Source organism: Pseudomonas abietaniphila (assembly GCF_900100795.1).
In the GTDB taxonomy this organism is placed as follows: Bacteria; Pseudomonadota; Gammaproteobacteria; order Pseudomonadales; family Pseudomonadaceae; genus Aquipseudomonas; species Aquipseudomonas abietaniphila.
On sequence record NZ_FNCO01000024.1, the window covers coordinates 1 to 22,739 of the forward strand.

Consider the following 22,739-nt stretch of genomic DNA (forward strand, 5'->3'; position numbering starts at 1 on the left):
CCGATGGTAGTGTGGGGTTTCCCCATGTGAGAGTAGGTCATCGTCAAGATTAAATTCCGAAACCCCATTTGCGAAAGCAGATGGGGTTTTGTTTTTGCGCGCGGAAAAAACTCGCGCAGTGCTTGCCGCCTTACGCCAGCGTCAGCCCACCCCATCCCTATCCCAGTATCAACGCCGTGCCTCTATCCAAGGATGGCTCATTGCTTGTATGTCGACCCTCAGCCTACCCCAGCGTCTAGAGTTGCCAATCAACCGGAGTGATAGGGCTCTAATCACCATGCCGTTGCTTAACAAAAGATAACGTCATGTCGATTGTCATACGTTTCTAAAGCTGGATAGGATGGGCTCGCTTCGGTAAGGCCACGTCTGACGCAGGCTAGAGCGCTCGCTGCTCCTGCACTGGCCCTCAGGAGAACCTAATAAAAATAAAGGAAGGGGAAGCTCCATGCGTGAGCCAGTCATTCGGCGCACTCGGTCCGCGGTCATTCATGGCAATGACGGTTCCCGGACGTTTTACACGAGCAAGCCTCTGCACGTTGTGGTGGCGCTGCTCATCTCCATGACCTTGTGCGGCACCGCGTTAGCGGCTGACAGTACCCCGGCCGATGCCCAAGGCAATGCCAGCGATGCAGCTGTCTTCGCGCTCGAATCTGCGAAAGCCTCCCGTAGCCTTTTGCTGGACGTCACCCATGCTGGCAAGCGCATGGTCGTCGTGGGGGATCGTGGGCACATTCTCTATTCCGACGACCAAGGTAAAGCCTGGACTCAGGCCAGCGTGCCGACCCGCCAACTGCTTACTGCCGTGTACTTCGTCGACGACCAGCATGGCTGGGCGGTCGGTCACGATGCGCAGATTCTGGCCAGCGCCGACGGTGGTGCAACCTGGAACAAACAGTTCGAGGACCTCAAGCGCGAAGCGCCGTTGCTGGATGTCTGGTTCAAGGACTCGTCCACCGGCATCGCTGTGGGTGCGTACGGAGCGATGCTGGAAACCACCGACGGCGGTCAGCATTGGGAAGACATCGGTGAGCGTCTGGACAACGAAGATCAATTTCACCTTAACGGCATTGCTTACGTGAAAGATGCCGGCCTGTTCATCGTGGGTGAAATGGGCAGCATGTTCCGTTCGGCCGACGACGGCCAGACGTGGGAAAAGCTTGAGGGCCCTTATCAAGGCTCGCTGTTCGGCGTAATAGGTACAGCGCAGCCCAACTCGCTGCTGGCCTACGGGTTGCGCGGCAACCTGTTCCGCTCTACCGATTTCGGCAGCAACTGGGAGGCGGTTTCCTTGCAGGGGGAGCGTGGGCCGCTGGAGTTCAGTATTGCAAATGCCTCTCTGCTACCCGACAACTCCATTGTGCTGGTAGGCAACGGAGGCAGTGTCATGAGCAGCACCGATGACGGAGAAAGCTTTACGGTCTCCAATCGTTCGGACCGGCTCTCGCTCGCGGGTGTCGCCGAGGGCGACAAGGGCACTTTGATTCTGGTAGGACAGGGTGGCGTTCACGTCACCTCGCCAACGGGCGCAGATGTCACTCAGCAGTAAGAGCTGATTGCGCTCAACAATAAGAACTGACCAGGCCAGGACGCTTTCGCATGACAAACCTTCAACACCCTCACGATAAACCGACGCTGCTGGAGCGGTTGATCTTCAACAACCGTCCGACCGTGATCGGCATTTGCCTGCTCGTCAGCATCGTCTTGTTCTGGCAGGCGACGTTGGTACGTCCCTCCACCAGCTTCGAGAAGATGATCCCGCTGAGCCACCCGTTCATCCAGAACATGATGGAGCACCGCAATGATCTGGCGAACCTGGGCAACACCGTGCGAATTTCGGTCGAAGCCAAGCAGGGCGACATCTTCTCCAAGGAATACATGGAGACATTGCGTCAGATCAACGATGAGGTCTTTTATATCTCCGGTGTCGACCGCTCGGGCCTGAAGTCGTTGTGGAGTCCAAGCGTGCGCTGGACGGAGGTAACCGAAGAAGGGTTCGCCGGCGGTGAAGTCATCCCACAGAGTTACGACGGGTCGCAGGAAAGCCTCGACAAGCTGCGAAACAACGTTCTGAAGTCCGGTCAGGTCGGGCGTCTGGTCGCCAATAATTTCAAGTCCAGCATCATCGACGTACCGTTGCAGGAGTTCTACCCGGACCCCGCCGACCAGGGGAAATTGCTGCCGCTGGATTACCGGCAGTTCTCCCACCAGTTGGAAGAGAAGATCCGCGACAAATATGAGGCACAGAACCCTAACGTCGAAATCCACATCGTAGGTTTCGCCAAGAAGGTGGGCGACCTGATCGACGGCCTGATCATGGTCGTGATGTTCTTCGGTGTCGCCTTCCTGATTACCCTGGTGCTGCTGATGTGGTTCACCCGCTGTACGCGCAGCACCGTGGCGGTATTGAGCACGACGCTGATCGCGGTGATCTGGCAATTGGGCTTGATGCACGTGGTGGGTTTCGGCCTGGATCCTTACTCGATGTTGGTTCCGTTTCTGATCTTCGCGATCGGGATATCCCATGGCGTGCAGAAGATCAACGGTATCGCGTTGCAGTCCAGCGACGCAGAGAACGCATTGATGGCTGCACGCCGGACGTTCCGTCAGCTCTTTCTGCCGGGAATGATTGCAATTCTGGCGGACGCGGTCGGTTTCATCACGCTGCTGATCATCGACATCGGTGTGATCCGCGAGCTGGCGATCGGCGCTTCCATCGGCGTTGCGGTGATCGTGTTCACCAACCTGATCCTGCTGCCCGTGGCGATTTCTTACGCGGGTATCAGTAAAAGGGCAGTGGTACGCAGTAAAGAAGATGCGGTCCGCGAGCACCCGTTCTGGCGCCTGCTGTCGAACTTCGCGGCGCCAAAAGTGGCGCGCGTGTCCGTAGTGCTGGCCTTGCTCGCGCTGGCCGGAGGCCTCTGGTACGGCCACAACCTGAAAATCGGTGACCTCGACCAAGGGGCACCGGAGCTGCGGCCGGACTCTCGCTATAACCAGGACAACAACTTCATCATCAGCAACTACTCGACCAGTTCCGACGTGCTGGTGGTCATGGTCAAGACGCCGCCTGAGGGGTGCTCGGCCTATCAGACGTTGTCGGCCATCAACGAGTTGTCCTGGAAAATGGAAAACACGCCCGGCGTGCAATCGGCGATATCCCTGGTCACGGTGTCCAAGCAAGTGATCAAGGGCATGAACGAGGGCAATCTGAAGTGGGAGTCGCTGTCGCGCAACAAGGATGTGCTCAACAGCTCGATCTCTCGTGCCGATGGTCTCTATAACAACACCTGCTCCTTGGCACCGTTGCTGATCTTCCTCAACGATCACAAGGCCGAAACCCTCGATCGCGCGGTGCATGCCGTTCAGGAGTTTGCAAAGGTCAACAACAAGCAAGGCCTGGAATTCCTGCTGGCTGCGGGTAACGCCGGGATTGAGGCGGCGACCAACGAAGTCATCAAACAGGCAGAGTTGACCATTCTGATTCTGGTCTACATCTGCGTCGCGGTGATGTGCATGATCACCTTCCGCTCGTGGGCGGCCACGCTGTGCATCGTGCTGCCATTGGTGCTGACGTCGGTACTCGGCAACGCGCTGATGGCGTTCATGGGGATTGGCGTGAAAGTCGCGACGTTGCCTGTGGTGGCCTTGGGCGTGGGCATCGGTGTCGATTACGGCATCTACATCTATAGCCGCCTGGAAAGCTTCTTGCGTGCCGGGTTGCCGTTGCAGGAAGCCTATTACGAAACGTTGAAATCCACGGGCAAAGCGGTACTTTTCACCGGTTTGTGCCTGGCCATCGGCGTTTGCACGTGGATCTTCTCCGCGATCAAGTTTCAGGCGGACATGGGCCTGATGCTGACGTTCATGCTGTTGTGGAACATGTTCGGTGCGTTGTGGTTGTTGCCAGCGCTCGCACGGTTCCTGATCAAGCCGGAGAAGATGGCTGGCAAGGTGGGCAATTCGCTGTTCTCACACTGATCTGCGGATGAAATAAAAAACCGCAGCCTGTTGAAGGGCTGCGGTTTTTTTATGGGTAAAACACGAGACTTGTAGGAGCGCGCCTGCCCGCGATTGCGGAGTGTCAGCTTCAAATCCGGAGACTGAAACAATGCAATCGCGGGCAAGCGCGCTCCTATAGGTTAGATGCTCGGCACTAGAGGATTGATTGCCGCAGTCCTGTGTGGGTCTTGGCAGGAGTGCCAACTGAGGCCGGGTTTATCAGTTATAGACAAAGAACCCACGCCCGGTTTTGCGTCCCAGATAACCCGCGGCAACCATCTCTTTGAGCAGTGGAGCAGGGCGGTATTTGCTGTCGTTGAAGCCATCATGAAAGGCTTCGATGATCGCCAGCAACGTGTCCAGGCCGATCAGATCCGCCAGCGCCAACGGCCCGATGGGCTGGTTGCAACCCAATCGCATGCCGTCATCGATGTCTTGCGCAGTCGCCAGCCCTTCCTGCAATACCAAGATCGCTTCGTTGATCATCGGGACGAGGATCCGGTTGACCACGAAGCCTGGACGGTTGCCGGCCGTGATAGCGGTCTTGTTCAGTCGCTCGGCCAGCTTGATCGCTACCAGATGCGTTTCATCAGCGGTTTGCAGGCCGCGAATCACTTCAATCAGGCCCATCATCGGCACCGGGTTGAAGAAGTGCAGACCGATGAAACGCTCCGGGCGGTCGACACTGGCCGCCAGCTCGGTGATTGATAACGATGAGGTGTTGGACGCGATCACGCAGTCTGTACCGACGTTCTCGGCAATCTGCTTGAGCAGGCGCAGCTTGAGGTCGAGGTTCTCGGTGGCGGCTTCGATCACGACCTGTGCGTCGCTGAGCAGCGCATAGTCTGTGGTGCATCGGATGCGGCCCAAGGCATCTTCTGCCCGTTCGGCCGTCAGCGTGTGCTTGTTCACCTGGCGTTCCAGGTTTTTGCGCACGGTCGCCAAGCCTCGCTCAAGCGCGGCGTCGTTGATGTCCAGCAGCGTGACGTCGAAGCCGGCAATTGCGCACACCTGGGCGATGCCGTTGCCCATGGTGCCGGCGCCGATCACGGCAATGTGGTGCAGCGTCATGGAAATCTCTCCTTTCACACGCGTTCGAAGATGACGGCGATGCCCTGACCGCCGCCGATGCACATGGTCACCAGCGCATAACGGCCGCCGATACGGTGCAGCTCATGGATGGCTTTGGTGGCGATGATCGCGCCGGTAGCGCCCACCGGGTGCCCGAGGGAGATGCCCGAGCCGTTCGGGTTGACCTTCTCCGGATCGAAGCCCAGCTCACGGGCCACGGCGCAGGCTTGCGCGGCGAAGGCTTCGTTGGACTCGATCACGTCCAGATCGGCGACGGTCAGCCCTGCGCGTTCCAACACTTTGCGGCTCGCCGGAATCGGACCCAATCCCATCATCGACGGCTCGACGCCGGCATGGGCGTAAGCGACCAGACGCGCCATGGGCTTAAGGCCGTGCTCACGCACCATGTCGCCGTTTGCCATGACCAGCGCAGCCGCGCCGTCGTTCAGGCCTGAGGCATTACCCGCGGTGACCGTGCCGTCCTTTTTGAACGCGGTTTTCATTTTTTCCAGCTGCTCGGCGGTGACGTCCCCGCGCACGTGTTCATCTTGTGCGAAGGTCACGGTGCCTTTACGGGTGGCGATTTCAATCGGGACGATCTGGCCTTCGAATCGGCCTTCGGCGATGGCGCGGGCGGCGCGTTGCTGACTGGTCAGCGCCAGCGCATCCTGATCGGCGCGCGTGATGCCGTAGTGCTCGGCGATGTTCTCCGCCGTGATGCCCATGTGGATGTTGGCGAACGGATCATGCAGCGCGCCGAGCATGTAGTCATACGCCTGCACGTTGCCCATGCGCGCGCCCCAACGGGCCTGGGGCATGATGTAGGCGCCACGGCTCATGGACTCCGCGCCACCGGCCAGTACGGCCTGGGCATCGCCGAGCATCAGCGACTGTGCAGCAGAGACAATGGCCTGCAGGCCGGAGCCGCACAGACGGTTGACGTTCATGGCCGGCGTTTCTTTGGTCAGGCCGGCTTCCAGGGCAATGACCCGAGACAGATAGGCATCGCGCACTTCGGTCGGAATCACGTGCCCCATGACCACATGCCCAATGTGCTCAGCGGCCAGGCCTGCTTTCGCCAGGGCGGCGCGGCTGACCTGGGTGCCCAGCTCGATGGGCGAGACGTCCTTGAGAGACCCGCCGAATCCACCGATGGCGGTACGCAGTGCGCTGACGACGAAAACTTCGGTATTGCTCATGTCGACTCCTGAAACCTGTTGAATTTATTGTGGGTGGCACCGACAAACGGCATTTCGGCCAGGTGCTGTTTGCGGGCAAGTCTAGATCGGCGTTCGAGGCGGGCCTATGCCAAAACTGTCCAGATCGACTGGCGTTCTTTACCATCGGTGCCTTGGCGCGTTTGGAGCGCACCACGAGAAAAGGAAAGGCGGCTCATGCGGGAAAAGGATTCGGTGTCGATCTACTTCGTCCAGTTGGTGGTTCATGCGTTACGCGACCAACCGCTGCGCCTGCAATCGGTGCTGGAAGCGGCCGGGATCGACATGGCGCTGCTCAATGATCCTGAGTCGCGGGTTCCGGCCAGTGCATTTGCGACGCTGTGGCTGATTCAGATCAAGGAACTCGGGGACGAGTTTTTCGACCTGGATTCCCATGGCATGCCGCCAGGCAGTTTCGCGCTCATTTGTCGAGGGTTGATTCAGGAGCCCAACCTGGAAAAAGCCCTGCGTCAGTGCCTGGCGAACTTCGGGCTGTTCCTGCGCGACTTTCGCGGCAGCCTGATCGTGCGCGGACAGCGCGCGATCATTGCGGTGGACAATCACGCCACCGATCCGGTCAAACGGCGCTTCGGTGAAGAGACCTTTCTGCTGTTGATGATCAGCCTGTTGTGCTGGTTGGGCGGGCGTCGTATCACCATTGATCGAGCACAGTTTCGTCACAGCCGTGACCGGCTGAGCGACGACTCATTGCTGTGGGGGTTCAACCTGAGCTTTGGCGAGCCGCGCACCGAGGTCGAGTTTTCAAGCCACTACTTACGGCTGCCCGTGGTGCAGTCGTTGCCTTCACTGAAGTCTTTTCTGCGCACCGCGCCACAGTGGCTTGTCATCCGTTTTCGCAATCAGCGAGGGCTGGCGGCGCAGGTGTACCAGCGTCTGAGAAACAGTCATTACGGCCATTGGCCAACATTGCTTGAAATGGCGGATGAACTGAAACTCAGTCCCACCACGTTCAGGCGTCGGCTTGAACGCGAGGGCTGTGCCTTTCAAGGGATCAAAGATGACGTGCGACGCGGTATCGCTCAGCAGAAGCTGCGAGAAACCGCCATGAGCGTGGTCGAGATCGCGGCGCTGGTGGGTTTTCAGGAGCCCAGTGCGTTTCACCGGGCGTTCAAGAAGTGGACGGCGGAAAGTCCGGGACGCTATCGCGCCCGGACTGCACGTTGAGGGTGAGCGGCTGCTGACACATCCCGGACCGGTGTCAACGCAGCCACGCCGATTGCCAGCTTTGCAGCGCTGCGTCGTCTAGCATCCCGTCACGCAGGACCTGCTCGCGCAGCCGATCACCACTGAGTGTGGCAAACGCCGGATCTTGCGTATGGAGGCGTATAGCGTCGATCCATGCGCTAAGCGAATCGGCAACCCGCGTGACCTGGAACGGCCCTTCGTAGGCCCGAACGTCACTGCACACCACCGGCACACCGCAACTGCCCAGTTGCAACAGGTTGATGTTGCTTTTGCAGGCATTGAAGAGGTTGTCGGCGGCTGGCAGTAGCGCCAGATCAAGGTTCAGACCCGCGATGGCTGCGGGATACGCGTCGGCATTCGGCAGCGCATACCGTTCGCGGATATAGGCGCGCAGCACGTCGGTGTGATCGCCCATGACGACCCATTCGACTTCATCGGCCAGGTGCTGAATCACCGGAATTATCAGGCGCAGGTCTTCAGCCTGCCAGTGATCACTCACCAGCCCCACCCGAGGCGTGTGGTGGGGGACTTGGCGTGGCGCCTGCTTGCCCCAGCGGTCGGTTGGAAGGCGAGAAGGTAAAAGACGGACATCGGGATGAAATTCGCGCGCCAGATCAGCCAGCAAAGGCGTCGCGGCAATTACCCGGTCGGCGAGCTGCACACTCTTTTTCAACAGTTCGACGTGCCGGGCACTGAACGAGAAGGCGTCATGGGGATCTTCCGAGGCCAGTTGAACATTGTTCAGGTCCAGCACCACGAAACTGCCAGCCTGCACCTTGGCCAGGGCAAGGGTGCGCAGATGCTCGTCATCCAGGTCTGCCTGAAAGACGATGGTGTCTGGTTTGAACCGCGCCTGCTGCAGGACTGAAAGCCGATGGCCGCTGAGCAGGCCATTCACGCGGCCTGAGCGCTGTAAGTGCTCGAAAGGCGCAATGACGCGCTCCTGAGGCGATGCCGACGCCACGTCCGTGTAGGCCAGCACATTGGGGCGCTGTTGCCAGTACAAAGGGCGCCAGACCTGACGCAGACCGACCTCCAGTTCGACAGAAGGCAAGTCGAACGACAAGTGGGTGTTGAACGCGGGGTCGTCAGCCAGTCGGGGTAACCATTTGGCGTACATGGACAGTTGTTCACCCAGAAAGCGTGTGTTCTTGGCCTGCTGGGTGGCGGTGTCGACGCTGTTCTGGCTCACATTGCCTTCATGGATCAATACGGCGTGGGGTGTCCATACGGTCAGGTAACCACGCTCGCCGACTTTCAGGCACAGATCGACATCGTTATAGGACACCACGAATGTCTCATCCAGACCGCCGACTTCTTCATAAACGGAGCGCCGGATCATGAGGCAGGCGGCGGTGACTGCGCTCAGGTTCTGATCGACCTGAGTGCGCTGCATGTAACCCTGGATGAAATGCGGTTCTCCCAATTGGGGATGACCGGCGGGACCGTCCATGCCAAGGCGCACGCCGGCATGTTGCAGCCGACCGGTGGGGAATAGCAGCTTGGCGCCCACGATGCCCACTTCAGGGCGCAAGGCATGGTTGAGCATTTCGTCCAGCCAGCGTTCATGGACGATGGCCGTGTCATTGTTCAACAGCACCAGGTATTCGCCTTTGGCGTGTGTGGCCGCTACGTTGTTGATTCGTGAATAATTGAAAGGGTAGGGGTAACGCAGTACCCGAACCCTGTCACTGCCCTGTGCCTCGACCGCCGCCAGCCAAGCCAGTGCTTCGGGTGTCGAGCTGTCGTTGTCGACGATCAGCAGTTCGTAGTGGGGATAGCGCGTTTTGTGCAGCAGGGTCTCGACACAGCGTTGTATCAGGGGCAACTGGTCCTTGGTCGGAATGATGATCGACACCAAAGGCGCTTCAGTGTGGCCGTACAGCACGTGGTAACGACGTGCCAGCGTTTGCAGTACGCTGGCATCCGGATAGCCGCGCACTTTCAAATGGCGTTTCAGCGCCGCAATTTCCAGCGTGTTTTCCAGTGCCAGCGGCGTGTCACAGATCAATATCGGTTCGCGGATATGCAGGATCTGACCGGCACCTTCGCGTTCGATCCATCGCAGGATCAGGGCGAATTGCGTCGCATCGCAGAACTGCGGGTCGAATCCGCCCATGTCGAGCAACATCTGCCTGCTGAACAGCCAGTGTCCGGCCGTAAGCAAGGGATAGCTGAGCAAATAGTCGAGGTTGAAGTCGGGACGCATCGCTGAGCTCAGTTCCCCCTTGGGCGAGCGATGCATTTCATCGGCAAACGCTGCGCGGCGGTCCGGTGATTCGATGAGTTTGAGCGCGCAGGCGGTGAGCCCGAAAGGCGTGAATTGCGTGCCAGCCTCGATCACGATCATCCAGTCGAAATGGTAGGTATCGACAATGGGGTTCAAAGCCTGGGCGATGTTCGTGCCGTTATTGATCCGCTGGCTCAGCGTTATACCCGGTGCCGGGGTGAGCGGTAGATTCGTTTCGCACAGCACCACCACCTGCAATGTGTCGCCCAACGTGTCGAGCGAACTCAGACTGTCGAGGGTGCGCTGGGCCCGCTCCGTGGAAGGGTGGCTGTTCTGGACGACAATCAGTAATCGGGGAATGCCCGCCTGAACCAGATGCTCGCTGATATGCGTTCGTTCCTGGGCAGTGAGCATGCGGAAATCGAGCCATGCCTGAACCTGTTCAGGCGTCAGTCGTTGCGGCAGCGGGGTGCTCAGTTGCGCGAGCAGATCGAATTCGCTGAAAGGCCCACGCGTCGAGGCCGCGCGCACACGAATCCGGCCATTTTCCAGCGAGGGGCTGCCCCAGCCTGCCTCGCGGATCAGCCGATGAAACTGGTGGGCAGATTCAGTCTCCACGCCCGCGGTTTCGATCCCCTGATCAACGAAATTTTTAGGCGCGATGCGTGTGTTGCTCAGCAAGGCAGGCAACAACAGTAAATCGCCACGCTGCAGCAACTGGGCATACATCGCCAGATCCTTCAGCGCATCCAACGGTTGCCCATTGAGCGAAAAAAGGTCATTTCCGAGTGCGACGAGATCGGCCCGACGGCACATGACACTGCTGAGTTCACCGATGAAGTTGCATGTGAACTCCCCCAGAAACGCGACGACGTCCGCCCCGTTCAACAAGGTGGGGACGGCGAAACGCAGCCGCGTGAGCAGATTTTCACCCAGCGGCACACCGTCTGCGTCGATCCAGTGACGGGCCGCCGAGACCAGGCTCGCTTGGGGTTGGGCGCTCAGGGCCTCGACCATCTGCTCAATGCAGTCGGGCGCCAGGGTGGCGCTGTCGGTCAGCCACTTGATGTATCCGCCGCTGGCCTCGTTCACGCCCCGAATCAGCGATGCAGCCTCGCCCAAACGACGCTCGTTGCGTACATAGCGGATAGGCCAGGGACAGGACGACTGGTAGAGGCCGACAATGCTTTGCGCCACGCCGCCAAGCGTGTCGTCACAAATCACGATTTCGATGCCGGGGTAAGTCTGTTCGATAACGCTTTGCAGCGCAGCGTCGAGGTATTCCGTTTGGCAGACAGCAATGACGACGCTGACCAGTCGCTGAGATTCCATCTTCGTATCCGGTAGGCGAAGGATGACCTTTGCCGATGCACATGGGAGGGTGAGGCTCAGCGCCGTGAGCCCTGTAGGCACGTGCCTGCCATGAAAATGACGCTGAACATAGGGTTTTCAGCAGAAGCAATAAATCGGCCAAGCGAGCGGTCTTTGGTAAACGCCCCACAAAGGTGTCAATGCGCTTGATATTCCGAACGGCTGATGCTTATTTTGTACGCCTTGCCGCCGTACGGCCTGCACAACCATTAAAGGACTGAGTCATGAGTAGCGATGGCCACAATTCACTCGCGCAGCGATTGATGGGCATTGATGAAATTGAATGTGTCACCCCGGATCTGAACGGCGTGCCACGCGGGAAAGTGATGACGGCCGAGGGTTTCCTTGAAGGCCGACGCTTGCAGCTGGCGCGCGGTGTGCTGCTGCAATGCATCATGGGCGGCTATCCGCCGGCTAAATTTTACGGCAGCGACGACGGTGACCTGGCGCTGATCGCAGACCCTCGGCAGATTCATCGATTGCCCTGGAGCGAGGAACCCCGTGGGTTGGCGATCTGCGATGCCGACGAACTGGACGGCGAGCCTTCGAACCTGTCGACGCGGGGGCAGCTCAAGTCGGTCATTGCCCGTTATGCGCGTCACGGATGGTCGCCGGTGGTGGCCACCGAGCTCGAGTTCTTCGTCTTTGCGCCCAACAGCGACCCCAATCAGCCGTTCAAGCCTCCCATTGGTCTGGACGGTCGCCGTGAAGATGGCCAGTCGGCGTTCAGTGTCAGTTCCCATAACGGCCTGCGTCCGTTTTTCAGCGAAGTCTACAAGTGCATGGCGGCGCTGGACCTGCCGCGCGATACGTTCATGCACGAGATGGGCGTCAGTCAGTTCGAGATCAATCTGCTCCACGGCGACCCGTTGTTGCTGGCCGATCAGACGTTCCTGTTCAAGCACATGCTCAAAGAAGTGGCGCTCAAGCACGGGCTGACCGTGGTGTGCATGGCCAAACCGCTGGCGCATACGCCGGGCAGCTCGATGCACATTCATCAGAGCGTGGTCGACAGCGTGACCGGGCAGAACATTTTCAGCGACGCCCAAGGCGAACCGACGTCGGCATTCCATCACTTCATTGGCGGTCAGCAGGCGGCGATGGCAGATTTCACCGCTTTGTTCGCGCCCAACGTCAATTCGTATCAGCGTTTGTGTCATCCTTTCGCCTCACCGAACAATGCGTGCTGGTCTCACGATAACCGTGCGGCAGGTTTGCGCATTCCGGCCAGCGCACCGGTCGCGCGTCGTGTCGAAAACCGTTTGCCGGGCGCAGATGCCAACCCGTATCTCGCCATTGCAGCTAGTCTTGCAGCCGGGCTTTACGGAATGGAGCAACGGCTGGAGCCGTCGGATGCGATCCAGGGCGAATTCTCCGTGCCGGACAATCTTTCGCTGCCATGTACCTTGCATGCCGCGCTGGAGCGTCTGAAACGCAGCCCTTTGGCCAAGGAACTGTTTGGTGCCGAATTCATCGAAGGGTACATCGCGTCGAAGACGCTGGAATTGACCAGTTTCTTCAACGAAATATCGCCTTGGGAGCGACGAGTGTTGGCTGCCCAAGCTTAAAAACCGTGGTTCGGAAACCCTCCATTGAAGAGGGTTTCCTCTTTTGGAAAGCCGATGCGCCAAATCTGGAAGTCCTTTCGAGCGCTGTATTTTGCCTCGCTGATGATGTTGATCGGCTCGGGCCTGCTGAGTACCTACCTTGCCTTGCGTCTCGCTGCCGATCAGGTCGATGGCCTGTGGGTCGGTGCGCTGATGGCCGCCAACTATGTGGGCCTGGCGCTGGGCGGCAAGATCGGTCACCGGCTGATTGGCCGGGTCGGGCACATCCGTGCCTACGCCACCTGCGCGGGTATCGTCGGCGCGGCGGTGCTCGGGCATGGCCTGATCAACTATCTGCCGGCCTGGATCTTCCTGCGGATGATCGTCGGTCTGGGAATGATGTGTCAGTACATGGTCATCGAGAGCTGGCTCAACGAGCAGGCATCGCCCAAGCAGCGGGGGCTGGTGTTCAGCGGTTACATGATTGCGTCCTACATGGGCCTGGTGCTCGGTCAGCTGATTCTGGTCATCCATCCTCAGTTGGGGCTGGAACTGCTGATGCTGGTTGCGATGTGCTTCACCTTGTGTCTGGTGCCCGTGGCGATGACCCGCAGCATTCACCCCGCACCGATGCGTCCTGCGCCGCTTGAGCCGTTGTTCTTCATGCGCCGCGTCCCGCAATCGCTGACGACCGTACTGAGCGCCGGGTTGATCATCGGTTCGTTCTATGGCCTGGCGCCGCTGTACGCCGCTCAGCAGGGGTTGTCTACGGAACACGTCGGTCTGTTCATGGCGTGCTGCATCGGCGCCGGTCTGCTGGTGCAGGGCCCATTGGGCAAGCTCTCGGACCGTTATGACCGTGCCTGGTTGATTCGCGGCGTCGCGGGGTTGCTGGTGCTGGCGGCATTGCCGCTGGCGATCTTTCCCAATGTGCCGATGGAAGTCCTGTTCGCCGTCGGGTTCGTCGCGTCGCTGCTGCAGTTTTCGTTGTACCCGCTGGCCGTGGCGTTCTCCAACGACCACGTCGAAGGCGAGCGCCGGGTTTCGCTGACGGCCATGCTGCTGATGACCTATGGCGTCGGGGCGAGTATCGGGCCGTTGGTGTCGGGCGTGTTGATGAAGCAGTTTGGCAGCAACATGCTCTATGCCTTCGTCTGTGTCACCGCGCTGGTGCTTGTGCTGCGTATTCGTCCGAAAGCTGTCACCAACCTGCACCAGGTCGAGGACGCGCCGCTGCATCACATTGCGATGCCTGACAGCATGTCCAGCTCGCCCTTGGTGGTCGCGCTCGATCCGCGTGTCGACGAACAAGTGGTTCAGGACCAGATGCAAACTGCAACGGAGCCTGCTGCGCCGCCGGAACACGAGCCTGAGGTTGAAGGTGAGGCGCCGGAGCGGGTTGTGCCGTCAGGCGAAGGCGTTGTGCGCCCAGTGGCGGTCGTCGATGAAGCCGTCAGCGCCGAACCCCAGGCGGCACGACCCGACGCCGCACACGATGCATCACGGGACGTCGGGGTGGACCGGCCGCTGTAGCGGCTCGTCTCAATGCGGCAAGCCTGTGTTGCGCATCCCCAAAAGGTACTCAGTCCATGCCACATCCTCCGTCGGGCACGCGGCTTTGCCGGTCACCTCGACCACGGCCCCTCGGCGGCGCCTCATGAATCCTGGCTTGAGCGCCCGCCAGAGGCCGCTGGAGCAGGACAGGGGAGCGGCGTAGTTCACCAGCAGCGTGATGCTGGCGTCCTGACTCAAAGCGCGCGCTATGCGCTGGCGGTCTTGCTCGACGCTCAGATTGCCTGCTATCACCTCCACGGACTGACCTGACGCATCGGTGATGCGTCTGGCCAGTGTGTGGAGCCGCTCCAGGTCCTGAGCGATCAGGATCAGGTCGTAACCGTCGACGGCCATTTGGCGGGCGTAGGCCTGGCTGCGGGCTGACGATACGCCGGTGATGACGACGGTGCCTCGGTGCTTGAACATGGTGGGTCTTCTGTCGCAGCGTTCTCAGGCATAAGGGTAAGAGGATCTCCGACCGTAGATCGGCCATAAAACCCACCTATCCAGACGTCTTTTCCGGCCTTGCAGCGAATGGCCGAAAAGGGTGGTTTTACGACAGATGCCGGGTGGTTCATCGCTCTAACATCGGTTCTCGAAATGCACGACACGGCTCGAGCTGGCACGTGTTGCGCATCACCCCTTTCCCTCGGAGAACCGACATGAACCTCACTGACAACACCATCTTCATCACCGGCGGCACTTCCGGCATCGGTCGTGCCTTGGCCGAAGCGCTGCATGCTCGTGGTAACAAAGTGATCATTGCGGGACGTCGCAAGGCGTTGCTCGAACAAGTGACCGGCGCCAACCCGGGCATGGAAGCCGTGACACTGGACGTGGGTGATGCGGCCGAAATCGCCCGGGTTACCGCTGACATCATCCGTCGTTTTCCGGACTTGAACGTGCTGATCAATAACGCCGGCATCATGCAGATCGACGACGCGAGCAGCGCGATTGACGAACAACTGCTGATCGATACGCTGACCACCAACGTGTCTGGCCCGATCCGTGTCACCTCCGGTTTGATCGAGCATCTTAAAACCAGGCCCCAGGCCGTTGTCATGAACGTGTCGTCGGTACTGGCGTTCGTGCCGCTGGCCGTGACGGCCGTGTACAGCGCGACCAAAGCCGCCATGCACTCGTATTCGATGTCCCAGCGCTTCATGCTGCGCAACACGTCGGTACGGGTTCTGGAAATCGCGCCGCCTTGGGTTCAGACCGACCTGCTGGGCAGCAACGACGAACCGCGCGCCATGCCGCTGGCTGAGTTCATTGAAGAAACCATGGCGGTGCTGGCAACCGACGCCGATGAAATTCTGGTCGAACGCGCCGTTCCCCTGCGCGCCGCCGTAGGGCCGAACGAAATGGGTTTCGTGACTGCCTTCAATGAGTCATTCCTGGCGGGCTGAATCGTCCAGAAAGTGCGCCGCCACATCAACCGGTGTGGCGGTCAACCGTCCGTTATCCAACGCGCAATACCGAGGCCTTGCAGGCAACGCTTGCGTGCAAGGCGCCGGGGTCTAGAATCGACATCTTTGTGGCGGACCCAGCCCTCATGCAAACCGTTGCTCTCATTGTCAGGCCTGACTTTCAGGTCATGAGCCTGGCAGCGCTGTCGGCGTTCGAGTTCGCCAACATTGCCGCCGAAAAAAAGCTGTATGACATCCATCTGCTGTCAGAGCACGGCGGCCTTGTGGCGGCCAGCTCGTTGTTCACGTCGGTGTCGACCCAGCCATTGGATCATGCGCAGTTCGACACCTTGCTGATCAGCGGCGCCATGGATCGCTCATCGGCATCGCCGGCCATCAATGCGTTTCTGATCGAGGCTTACGCCCATTCCCGCCGAGTGGGCGCTTTGTGCGTGGGGGCATTTGCGCTGGCGGAAGCCGGACTGCTCGACGGTCGTCGGGCGACGGTGCACTGGGCGCGGGCGCCTGAAATGCGCCAGAACTTTCCGGCGATCAAGGTCGAGGAAGACCGGATCTACATCGTTGACGGCAAGATCTGGACGTCGGCCGGGATGTCGGCGGCGCTGGATTTAACCATTGGCATGGTGGAAAAGGACCATGGCCCGGAGCTCGCGCGCAAGGTGTCGCAGCATCTGGTCCTCTACCACCGCCGTGCCGGCGGTCAGTCGCAGCACTCCGCAATGCTGGAAATGAGCCCCAGCTCGGACCGGATCCAGATGTCCCTGGAATACGCCCGCAAGAACCTGCGTCGCGAATTGTCGGTTGAAGAGCTGGCCGATGCCGCGTGCTTGAGTGCGCGTCAGTTCAGTCGTTCGTTTCGGGCCGAAACCGGGATTTCGCCCGCCAAGGCGGTGGAAAATCTGCGCCTGGAGGCCGCACGTCTGATGATGGAGCAAGGGCGTCACTCGCTGGAAGCGGTGGCCAGTGAAACCGGGTTCGGCGATCGGGAAAGGATGCGGCGGGCGTTTCTGCGCGTCTACGGGCAATCGCCACAGTCATTACGGCGCAGTTTCGGGCCGGTGGTGGATGCGTTTTAGCCAGGTGGGACGTTGAGGCAGCGCCCACAGGTTTATCCCGTGCAGGTGGGCTTGATGGCTTTCAGATGAAGAGAGGGCAGGCCCACAGGATTTGCATTGGCTACAAACCCTGTGAGCGACCTGATCAGAAGTCGTCGTCTTTATCGAAGCGACGGGCTTCGCGTTGCAGCTGGTAGACGAAACGCTCGACCTGACGCTGCACCAGTCCACTGATGTTGTGAAAGCGCACGCCGGCAAAGGTGGTGTTGATTCGTTCTTCGAAGTGCAGATACCGCAGCTCGACCGGCGTGGTCATGCTGCCGAAGGGCAGAGAAGCGATGAAGCGCTCGTAGACCTGACCCAGCTGCATGCGTTCGGACACATCGCCTTCGAAGCGCAGTTTGCAACCGGTCGCGGAAATGTCCAGCAGCTTGCCCCTGAGCGGAAACTTCAACTTGTCGCCACCGATTTCGATATCGACCAAAGACGCCAGTTTCAGGGCGGCGCGGAAGGCATTGCGGCGCTGGTGATACACCACTTCTTCAGGCAGGGGCCCACGATAACAATGCGGGTCCTCGATGATGGTCATCTGCGCTTTGACTTCCCAGGCGATGCGCACACCGTCATGGAAACCTTCGACACGGAACGCTTCACCGTTGGCCAGGAAGCGTTCACCGTCACGCGGGATCATCTCATCGAGCGAGATCTCGTTGCTGTCACGGTCGACGTCGATCACATAGCTCTGGAAGCGTTGGCTGCGTTCGTGGAAGGTGATGATCAAGGGATCATGGCTTTCCATCAGCAACCGCAGGTTGGCGGCAATTTCCAAAGGCGTAGTAAGTACCTTCGGGGGCTGCGGAACATCTTCCGCGCTTGAGGCATTCACGGTTTATCCATCTCCAGGCAAAAAACGACAGCGTGCGGCGGGCGGCATTTTGCCATCATGTCGCACGCCTTGATACAAGAACTTACGCCTGGCTGAGCGGACGTGGTCTGATCTTCCCGGACGTCGATCCCCGGCTGTCGTACAGCGCTGGAGTATCGCCACCGTTGAGGATTCTGAGCTGTTGGGCCGTGGTCAGCTGCTGGAGCTGGATCAGACTGCCATTCTGCTCGTTGGCGGCCTGACATTCGGTCATCAGCGCGCTCAGCGCATCACCCGCTTGCAACAACGCTTCACCGACCGATGAATGCTTGGCCACTTCTTCGAGTCCCGCGCGATTGGCGGGCAGGCCTAGACTGGTCATCAGTTGGCTACGTCTGCGTCCGTGCTGTTCGAGCACGATCACCAACGCCTGCTTCTGCGCCAGGATGTGTTCCATTTCGACCATATTGCGGCCGTGAAGCGCCAGTGACTCGGCCCTCAGGATGTCCAGCAGATGCCGGGTCGGCGCAATATCGTCCGTGATCAGTTGAAGCAATGTAGTGTCTTGCATCGCATGCCCTGGGATTTAAGCGTCCAGAAGCCCCTGCGCGTACCGGGGGCTAGCGCTGGGCTTCGAAATTAAGCAGTTTGTTCGCAACACGGTTGCTGTCGACCTTGTAGCTGCCGTCCGCAATAGCCTGTTTCAACTCAGCCACGCGGCTGTTGTTGACGACGGGCTGATCACGCAACGAATCAGTGATCTTCTGCAACTGTTGAGCTTCACTGCTCAAACTGACTGTCTCGCCGCTACCGCTGACGCTTCCAGAAGTGCTGACCGTCGCCGGGGCTTCGGGTTTGCTGGCTTCTTTGGTGTTGACGGTACGTGGAGTACCTCCAACGGTAGTGGAGTTATTCAAACGACTGAAGTCGATGACCATGATTGAAAACCTCTGGGTTCTAGGACGCTTGCCTTGGTTTCGGCCAAACCCGGAATAACTTTAGGGCCCGTGCGAAAACAGTCTTGAATTGACTTCGCACTGGGCATATCGGTTCCGAGTGTAGAAAAAGCGCAGGCGTAGCGCCAGAGGTCAATAACCGTCACATAGCAACCTCTACCTGGCCGGGGGCCACGATGTTGGCCTTGATCACCCGTTTGGAGTTCAGGTTTTTCACCCGTATTTGCTCGTTGAAACCGCCGTCGGACAAGGCTTCGCCCGGCATGCGCACGCTCATTGACCCACTGCGTGCGCTGATCACGACCTGATCGCCCTTGTGAACCATTTGCGGTTGTTCCAGGTGGACGGGCGTCAGCACTTGATCGATGACCGTTGGTCGGACAACTTTCTGCCCGACCGCCTGATCCAGCGAATCAAGGAAACCTTGTCCCAGCGTGCCTACGTCGCGCTCGCGCATCGCCACATCAGCCTCGGAAACGATCGCGTCCCGCTTCATGGGGCGGATGGCCGTCACCACGTTGCGAAACAAATGTACCTGGGCTGGCACGAACACCGTCCATGGAGCACTGCCTTCGCAACGCAGCTTCACGGTGACCCGGCCAATTGGCTGCGCCGGGCTTTCCAGCGACGCTGTCAAATCCCTGTCGCAATGCGGCATCCGCAAACGGGGATCGAGCTGTTTGACCTCGATTTCATAGCGGCCCTGGGTTTGACTCGTCGCCAAATAGTCTTCCACTGTGAATTCAAGAAAGCCCTGGGTGACGCCGATAAGTTGTTCAGGCAGGGTCGCGTTGTCTGCTCGGCTCAGGCCGGCGGTGCCCAGCAGGCACACTGCAGCCAACACGCCCAAGAAATGGCGGGTTGCGGATGTCGGGCGTCGAGATACTGTCGTTTGTGTGTTCATGACGGGATAAATAGCAAGGCCCGTGCCGTTTGCCATCTGGCAGCGCGCAATTGGTCGTTTTGGGAAGGAGTGGGGCATGGCTGGTGTTTTGGATTCAGTGAACCAGCGCACTCAACTGGTAGGGCAGAACCGCCTTGAATTGCTGCTGTTCCGTCTGGACGGCAAGCAGTTGTACGGGATCAACGTGTTCAAGGTAAAAGAGGTGCTTCAGTGCCCAAAACTTACCCACATGCCCAAATCCAGTCCGATTGTGCGCGGAGTGGCAAATATTCGAGGCGGTACGATTCCGATCCTCGACCTGGCGATGGCCACCGGCTCGGCGAAGCTGGGCAGCATTGACAACGCGTTCGTGATCATCACGGAATACAACACCAAGATTCAGGGTTTCCTGGTGCATTCGGTCGAACGCATCGTGAACATGAACTGGGAAGACATTCATCCGCCGCCCAAGGGAACCGGTCGCGATCACTACCTGACGGCGGTGACGCGGATCGACAACCAGTTGGTGGAAATCATCGACGTGGAAAAAATCCTCGCCGAAGTGGCGCCGGTGTCGGAAAACATTTCCGCAGGTGTGGTCACCGAGGAGGTCGCGCACAAGGCATTGTCGCTGCGGGTACTGACGGTCGATGACTCGTCGGTGGCGCGCAAGCAGGTGACGCGTTGCCTGCAAACGGTGGGCGTCGAGGTCACTGCGTTGAATGACGGTCGTCAGGCACTCGAATTCCTGCGCAAACTGGTGGACGAGGGCAAGAAACCGGAAGAGGAGTTCTTGATGATGATCTCCGACATTGAAATGCCGGAGATGGACGGCTACACCCTCACTGCTGAGATTCGTAGCGATCCGCGCATGCAGAAGCTGCACATCATCTTGCACACGTCGCTGTCCGGGGTGTTCAACCAGGCGATGGTGAAGAAAGTAGGTGCCGATGATTTTCTGGCCAAGTTTCGGCCGGACGATCTAGCAGCTAGAGTGGTAGATCGTATCAGGGCGGCAGATATCAGCTGAGGAAGCACTTCCTCGGCTGTTCACATGATTTGAGAGGCGGCATGTCTACAGGTAATTTGGATTTTGAACAGTTCCGGGTCTTCCTGGAAAAAGCCTGTGGCATTTTGCTGGGTGAAAATAAGCAGTATCTGGTCTCCAGTCGCCTGAACAAGCTGTTGGAACAGCAGGGCATCAAGTCCCTTGGGGAGTTGATCCAGCGCATCCAGAGCCAGCCGCGCAGCGGGTTGCGCGAGCAGGTGGTGGACGCGATGACCACCAACGAAACCCTGTGGTTTCGCGACACCTACCCGTTCGAGGTGCTGAAGAACAAGGTCTTGCCGGAGCAGTTGAAGGCAAGTCCCGGCCTGCGTCCTCGTATCTGGTCCGCGGCGTGTTCGTCGGGGCAGGAGCCGTATTCGCTGTCGATGTCGATCGATGAGTTTGAGCGCAGCAACCCGGGGCAGTTGAAGGCCGGTGCGCAGATCGTGGCCACGGACTTGTCGGGCAGTATGTTGAATAACTGCAAGACGGGTGAATACGACAGTCTGGCGATCGGGCGCGGTTTGTCGCCTGACCGTTTGCAGCGTTATTTTGACCAGAAGACGCCTGGGCGCTGGACGGTGAAGGCGCCTATCAAGAGTCGTGTGGAGTTTCGTTCGTTCAACCTGCTGGACAGTTATGCGGCGTTGGGCAAGTTCGATATCGTGTTTTGTCGCAACGTGCTGATCTATTTTTCGGCTGAGGTGAAGAAGGACATTCTGCTGAGGATTCATTCAACGTTGAAACCAGGCGGGTATTTGTTCCTGGGGGCTTCGGAGGCGTTGAATGGTCTGCCGGATCACTACCAGATGGTTCAGTGCAGTCCCGGGATTATTTATCAGGCCAAGTGAGTCTGGTATTTCGGTTTGTCGAGAGCCCCGCTTTGGCGGGGTTTTTTATGGACGAGATTTGAGTTGTTTTGGGTTGTTGTTGGCGCTGGTTTTTGAGTGCTTGGTCGTTATCGATGGCGGCACGAATTCACTTTTCCGCCCCTCGGCGGGTCACTTTTGAAAAGGCGCCAAAAGTAACCAAAAGCGCCTTGCTCCTGGCTTGGCCCTCGTTCCTCGGGTTCCTTCTCTCCGGCGACGCTCCGTGGGCCCGCCGCCATCGGCCATCCATGGCCGGGGGCGGCTCTCGCGGCATCCATGCCGCTCGGCCCACTCCGCGCCGCCTGCGTTCAGCCTGCACCCAAGTCGCGTTTTGTGGTGTTTGACCCGTTGGTGTACAAGAACAAAATCAAAAGCAGGAGCGGAACAAAGCATCAGGATTTCGCAATCTCTGTAGGAGCGCGCTTGCCCGCGATCTACCGCGCAGCGGTAGCGAAATCAGGCGACTCGGTTGTACCTGATACACCGCATGCACCGGATGTGCTGCCGGTTCCCGGCAGATCGCGGGCAAGCGCGCTCCTACAGGTATCGCGTCATCCGATGCTTTTGATTTTGCTTTTCTAGCGCGATAGTCCAGACACCACAAATCGCGACTTGGGCGCAGGCAGAACGCAGGCGGGCCCACGGAGCGTCGCCGGAGTGAGGGTACGACGACGAAGGAGTCGCCAAACCAGGAGTTCAGACCCTTGATTACTTGGGGATGGTCCGGCATTCCGGTTTTCAAGTAACTCGCCGGAGGCGAAACAGTTCGGCCGTTAGGACGAATTCTCGCGTTTACGGATATGTCCCAGTTCTCAAATACAAACTGGCAGTTACCGCGTCAGCGGCAAAAAAACGGCACCCACCTTGCCGCTTGCCTCCCCACCAGCGGAAATCGCTTGCCGCTTTTCTGGCATCACCCTTGCCGATCGCCTCCGAACCCCCCGGAATACGGGCGTTTCTAAAAGTGGCACGCCGCTTGCTATCTCTCTGTCACGAACATCTGGTCAACCGGTAAAGGTTTCCCGACATGAGCATCAGCTTCGACAAAGCACTGGGCATTCACGAAAAGGCGCTGAACTTCCGCGCCCAACGTGCCGAAGTGCTGGCCAACAACATCACCAACGCCGACACGCCTAACTACAAGGCGCGCGACCTGGACTTCTCCAAGGTGTTGGCCGCTGAAAGCGACAAGGCCAACAACGGCACCTTCGCCCTCAACATGACCAACAATCGTCATATCGAAGCGCAAGGCATGACCGATGGCGACGCCAGCTTGCTGTACCGCACGCCGTCGCAGCCTTCGCTGGACCAGAACACCGTCGATTCCCAGGTCGAGAACGCCAACTACGCCGAGAACGCCATTGGCTTTCAGGCCAGTTTCACGTTGCTCAACAGTAAGTTCAAAGGGCTGGTAGCAGCCCTGCGTGGAGAGTAATTC

General features: G+C 59.1%; 18 protein-coding genes. 10 read left to right on the forward strand and 8 right to left on the reverse strand.

The features are described from left to right. Positions 1-559: 559 nt before the first annotated feature. Together BLS87_RS30430 and BLS87_RS30435 are read left to right on the forward strand one after the other, a co-directional pair. Positions 560-1,546: a WD40/YVTN/BNR-like repeat-containing protein gene (locus tag BLS87_RS30430; RefSeq protein WP_074758808.1), complete on the forward strand. Its 987-nt coding sequence runs from the start codon at positions 560-562 to the stop codon at positions 1,544-1,546. Positions 1,547-1,596: 50 nt separating this feature from the next. Next, positions 1,597-3,978, forward strand: coding sequence for an efflux RND transporter permease subunit (locus BLS87_RS30435; RefSeq protein ID WP_074758706.1), 2,382 nt, complete (start codon positions 1,597-1,599; stop codon positions 3,976-3,978). Between the two features lie 240 nt (positions 3,979-4,218). On the opposite strand, the gene BLS87_RS30440 is transcribed toward BLS87_RS30435, so the two are convergent. Further along, the gene (locus tag BLS87_RS30440; RefSeq protein ID WP_074758708.1) at positions 4,219-5,070 is read right to left on the reverse strand and encodes a 3-hydroxybutyryl-CoA dehydrogenase; all 852 of its coding nucleotides are present in this window, start codon (positions 5,068-5,070) and stop codon (positions 4,219-4,221) included. A gap of 14 nt (positions 5,071-5,084) precedes the next feature. Continuing rightward, positions 5,085-6,269, reverse strand: a complete 1,185-nt coding sequence (locus BLS87_RS30445; protein ID WP_074758710.1) for an acetyl-CoA C-acyltransferase family protein — start codon at positions 6,267-6,269, stop codon at positions 5,085-5,087. A gap of 195 nt (positions 6,270-6,464) precedes the next feature. Here BLS87_RS30445 and BLS87_RS30450 point away from each other — a divergent pair, with 195 nt between their 5' ends. Then, positions 6,465-7,472, forward strand: coding sequence for an AraC family transcriptional regulator (locus BLS87_RS30450; RefSeq protein WP_074758712.1), 1,008 nt, complete (start codon positions 6,465-6,467; stop codon positions 7,470-7,472). 34 nt (positions 7,473-7,506) lie between these two features. Here BLS87_RS30450 and BLS87_RS30455 read toward each other — a convergent pair whose 3' ends face one another. After that, positions 7,507-11,055 (reverse strand): glycosyltransferase, encoded by a 3,549-nt coding sequence (locus BLS87_RS30455; protein ID WP_074758714.1) that lies wholly within the window; start codon positions 11,053-11,055, stop codon positions 7,507-7,509. Positions 11,056-11,420: 365 nt separating this feature from the next. Between BLS87_RS30455 and BLS87_RS30460 the strand changes: the two genes are divergently transcribed. Next, on the forward strand, positions 11,421-12,662 hold the full coding sequence (locus BLS87_RS30460) for a glutamine synthetase family protein (protein ID WP_208605232.1): 1,242 nt from the start codon (positions 11,421-11,423) through the stop codon (positions 12,660-12,662). 54 nt (positions 12,663-12,716) lie between these two features. Next, the gene (locus BLS87_RS30465; protein WP_083370808.1) at positions 12,717-14,174 is read left to right on the forward strand and encodes an MFS transporter; all 1,458 of its coding nucleotides are present in this window, start codon (positions 12,717-12,719) and stop codon (positions 14,172-14,174) included. A 9-nt stretch (positions 14,175-14,183) separates the two neighbouring features. Here the strand turns inward: BLS87_RS30465 and BLS87_RS30470 are convergent, their stop codons facing one another. Beyond that, on the reverse strand, positions 14,184-14,621 hold the full coding sequence (locus BLS87_RS30470) for an SDR family NAD(P)-dependent oxidoreductase (protein ID WP_074758718.1): 438 nt from the start codon (positions 14,619-14,621) through the stop codon (positions 14,184-14,186). A gap of 236 nt (positions 14,622-14,857) precedes the next feature. Here BLS87_RS30470 and BLS87_RS30475 point away from each other — a divergent pair, with 236 nt between their 5' ends. Both BLS87_RS30475 and BLS87_RS30480 read left to right on the forward strand, forming a co-directional pair. Next, positions 14,858-15,604: an SDR family oxidoreductase gene (locus tag BLS87_RS30475; protein WP_074758720.1), complete on the forward strand. Its 747-nt coding sequence runs from the start codon at positions 14,858-14,860 to the stop codon at positions 15,602-15,604. Positions 15,605-15,750: 146 nt separating this feature from the next. After that, positions 15,751-16,701 (forward strand): GlxA family transcriptional regulator, encoded by a 951-nt coding sequence (locus BLS87_RS30480; protein WP_074758722.1) that lies wholly within the window; start codon positions 15,751-15,753, stop codon positions 16,699-16,701. Positions 16,702-16,825: 124 nt separating this feature from the next. Here the strand turns inward: BLS87_RS30480 and BLS87_RS30485 are convergent, their stop codons facing one another. The 4 genes from BLS87_RS30485 to flgA all read right to left on the reverse strand — a co-directional run bounded on the left by BLS87_RS30485 (position 16,826) and on the right by flgA (position 19,405). Beyond that, positions 16,826-17,566 carry a flagellar brake protein gene (locus BLS87_RS30485; RefSeq protein ID WP_074758724.1) on the reverse strand — a complete coding sequence of 247 codons (741 nt, stop codon included), beginning with the start codon at positions 17,564-17,566 and terminating at the stop codon, positions 16,826-16,828. Between the two features lie 82 nt (positions 17,567-17,648). Further along, complete coding sequence (locus BLS87_RS30490) at positions 17,649-18,116, reverse strand: flagella synthesis protein FlgN (protein ID WP_074758726.1); 468 nt, start codon at positions 18,114-18,116, stop codon at positions 17,649-17,651. A 49-nt stretch (positions 18,117-18,165) separates the two neighbouring features. Beyond that, positions 18,166-18,483 carry a flagellar biosynthesis anti-sigma factor FlgM gene (gene flgM / locus BLS87_RS30495; RefSeq protein WP_074758728.1) on the reverse strand — a complete coding sequence of 106 codons (318 nt, stop codon included), beginning with the start codon at positions 18,481-18,483 and terminating at the stop codon, positions 18,166-18,168. A 160-nt stretch (positions 18,484-18,643) separates the two neighbouring features. After that, entirely contained in the window at positions 18,644-19,405 is a 762-nt protein-coding gene (gene flgA / locus BLS87_RS30500; RefSeq protein ID WP_074758809.1) for a flagellar basal body P-ring formation chaperone FlgA, read from the reverse strand. A 76-nt stretch (positions 19,406-19,481) separates the two neighbouring features. Here flgA and BLS87_RS30505 point away from each other — a divergent pair, with 76 nt between their 5' ends. From BLS87_RS30505 to flgB, 3 genes are all read left to right on the forward strand, one after another. After that, positions 19,482-20,414, forward strand: coding sequence for a chemotaxis protein CheV (locus BLS87_RS30505; protein ID WP_074758730.1), 933 nt, complete (start codon positions 19,482-19,484; stop codon positions 20,412-20,414). A 41-nt stretch (positions 20,415-20,455) separates the two neighbouring features. After that, on the forward strand, positions 20,456-21,283 hold the full coding sequence (cheR, locus tag BLS87_RS30510) for a protein-glutamate O-methyltransferase CheR (protein WP_074758732.1): 828 nt from the start codon (positions 20,456-20,458) through the stop codon (positions 21,281-21,283). A 1,045-nt stretch (positions 21,284-22,328) separates the two neighbouring features. Continuing rightward, positions 22,329-22,736 (forward strand): flagellar basal body rod protein FlgB, encoded by a 408-nt coding sequence (flgB, locus tag BLS87_RS30515; RefSeq protein WP_074758734.1) that lies wholly within the window; start codon positions 22,329-22,331, stop codon positions 22,734-22,736. The last annotated feature ends 3 nt before the right edge of the window (positions 22,737-22,739 follow it).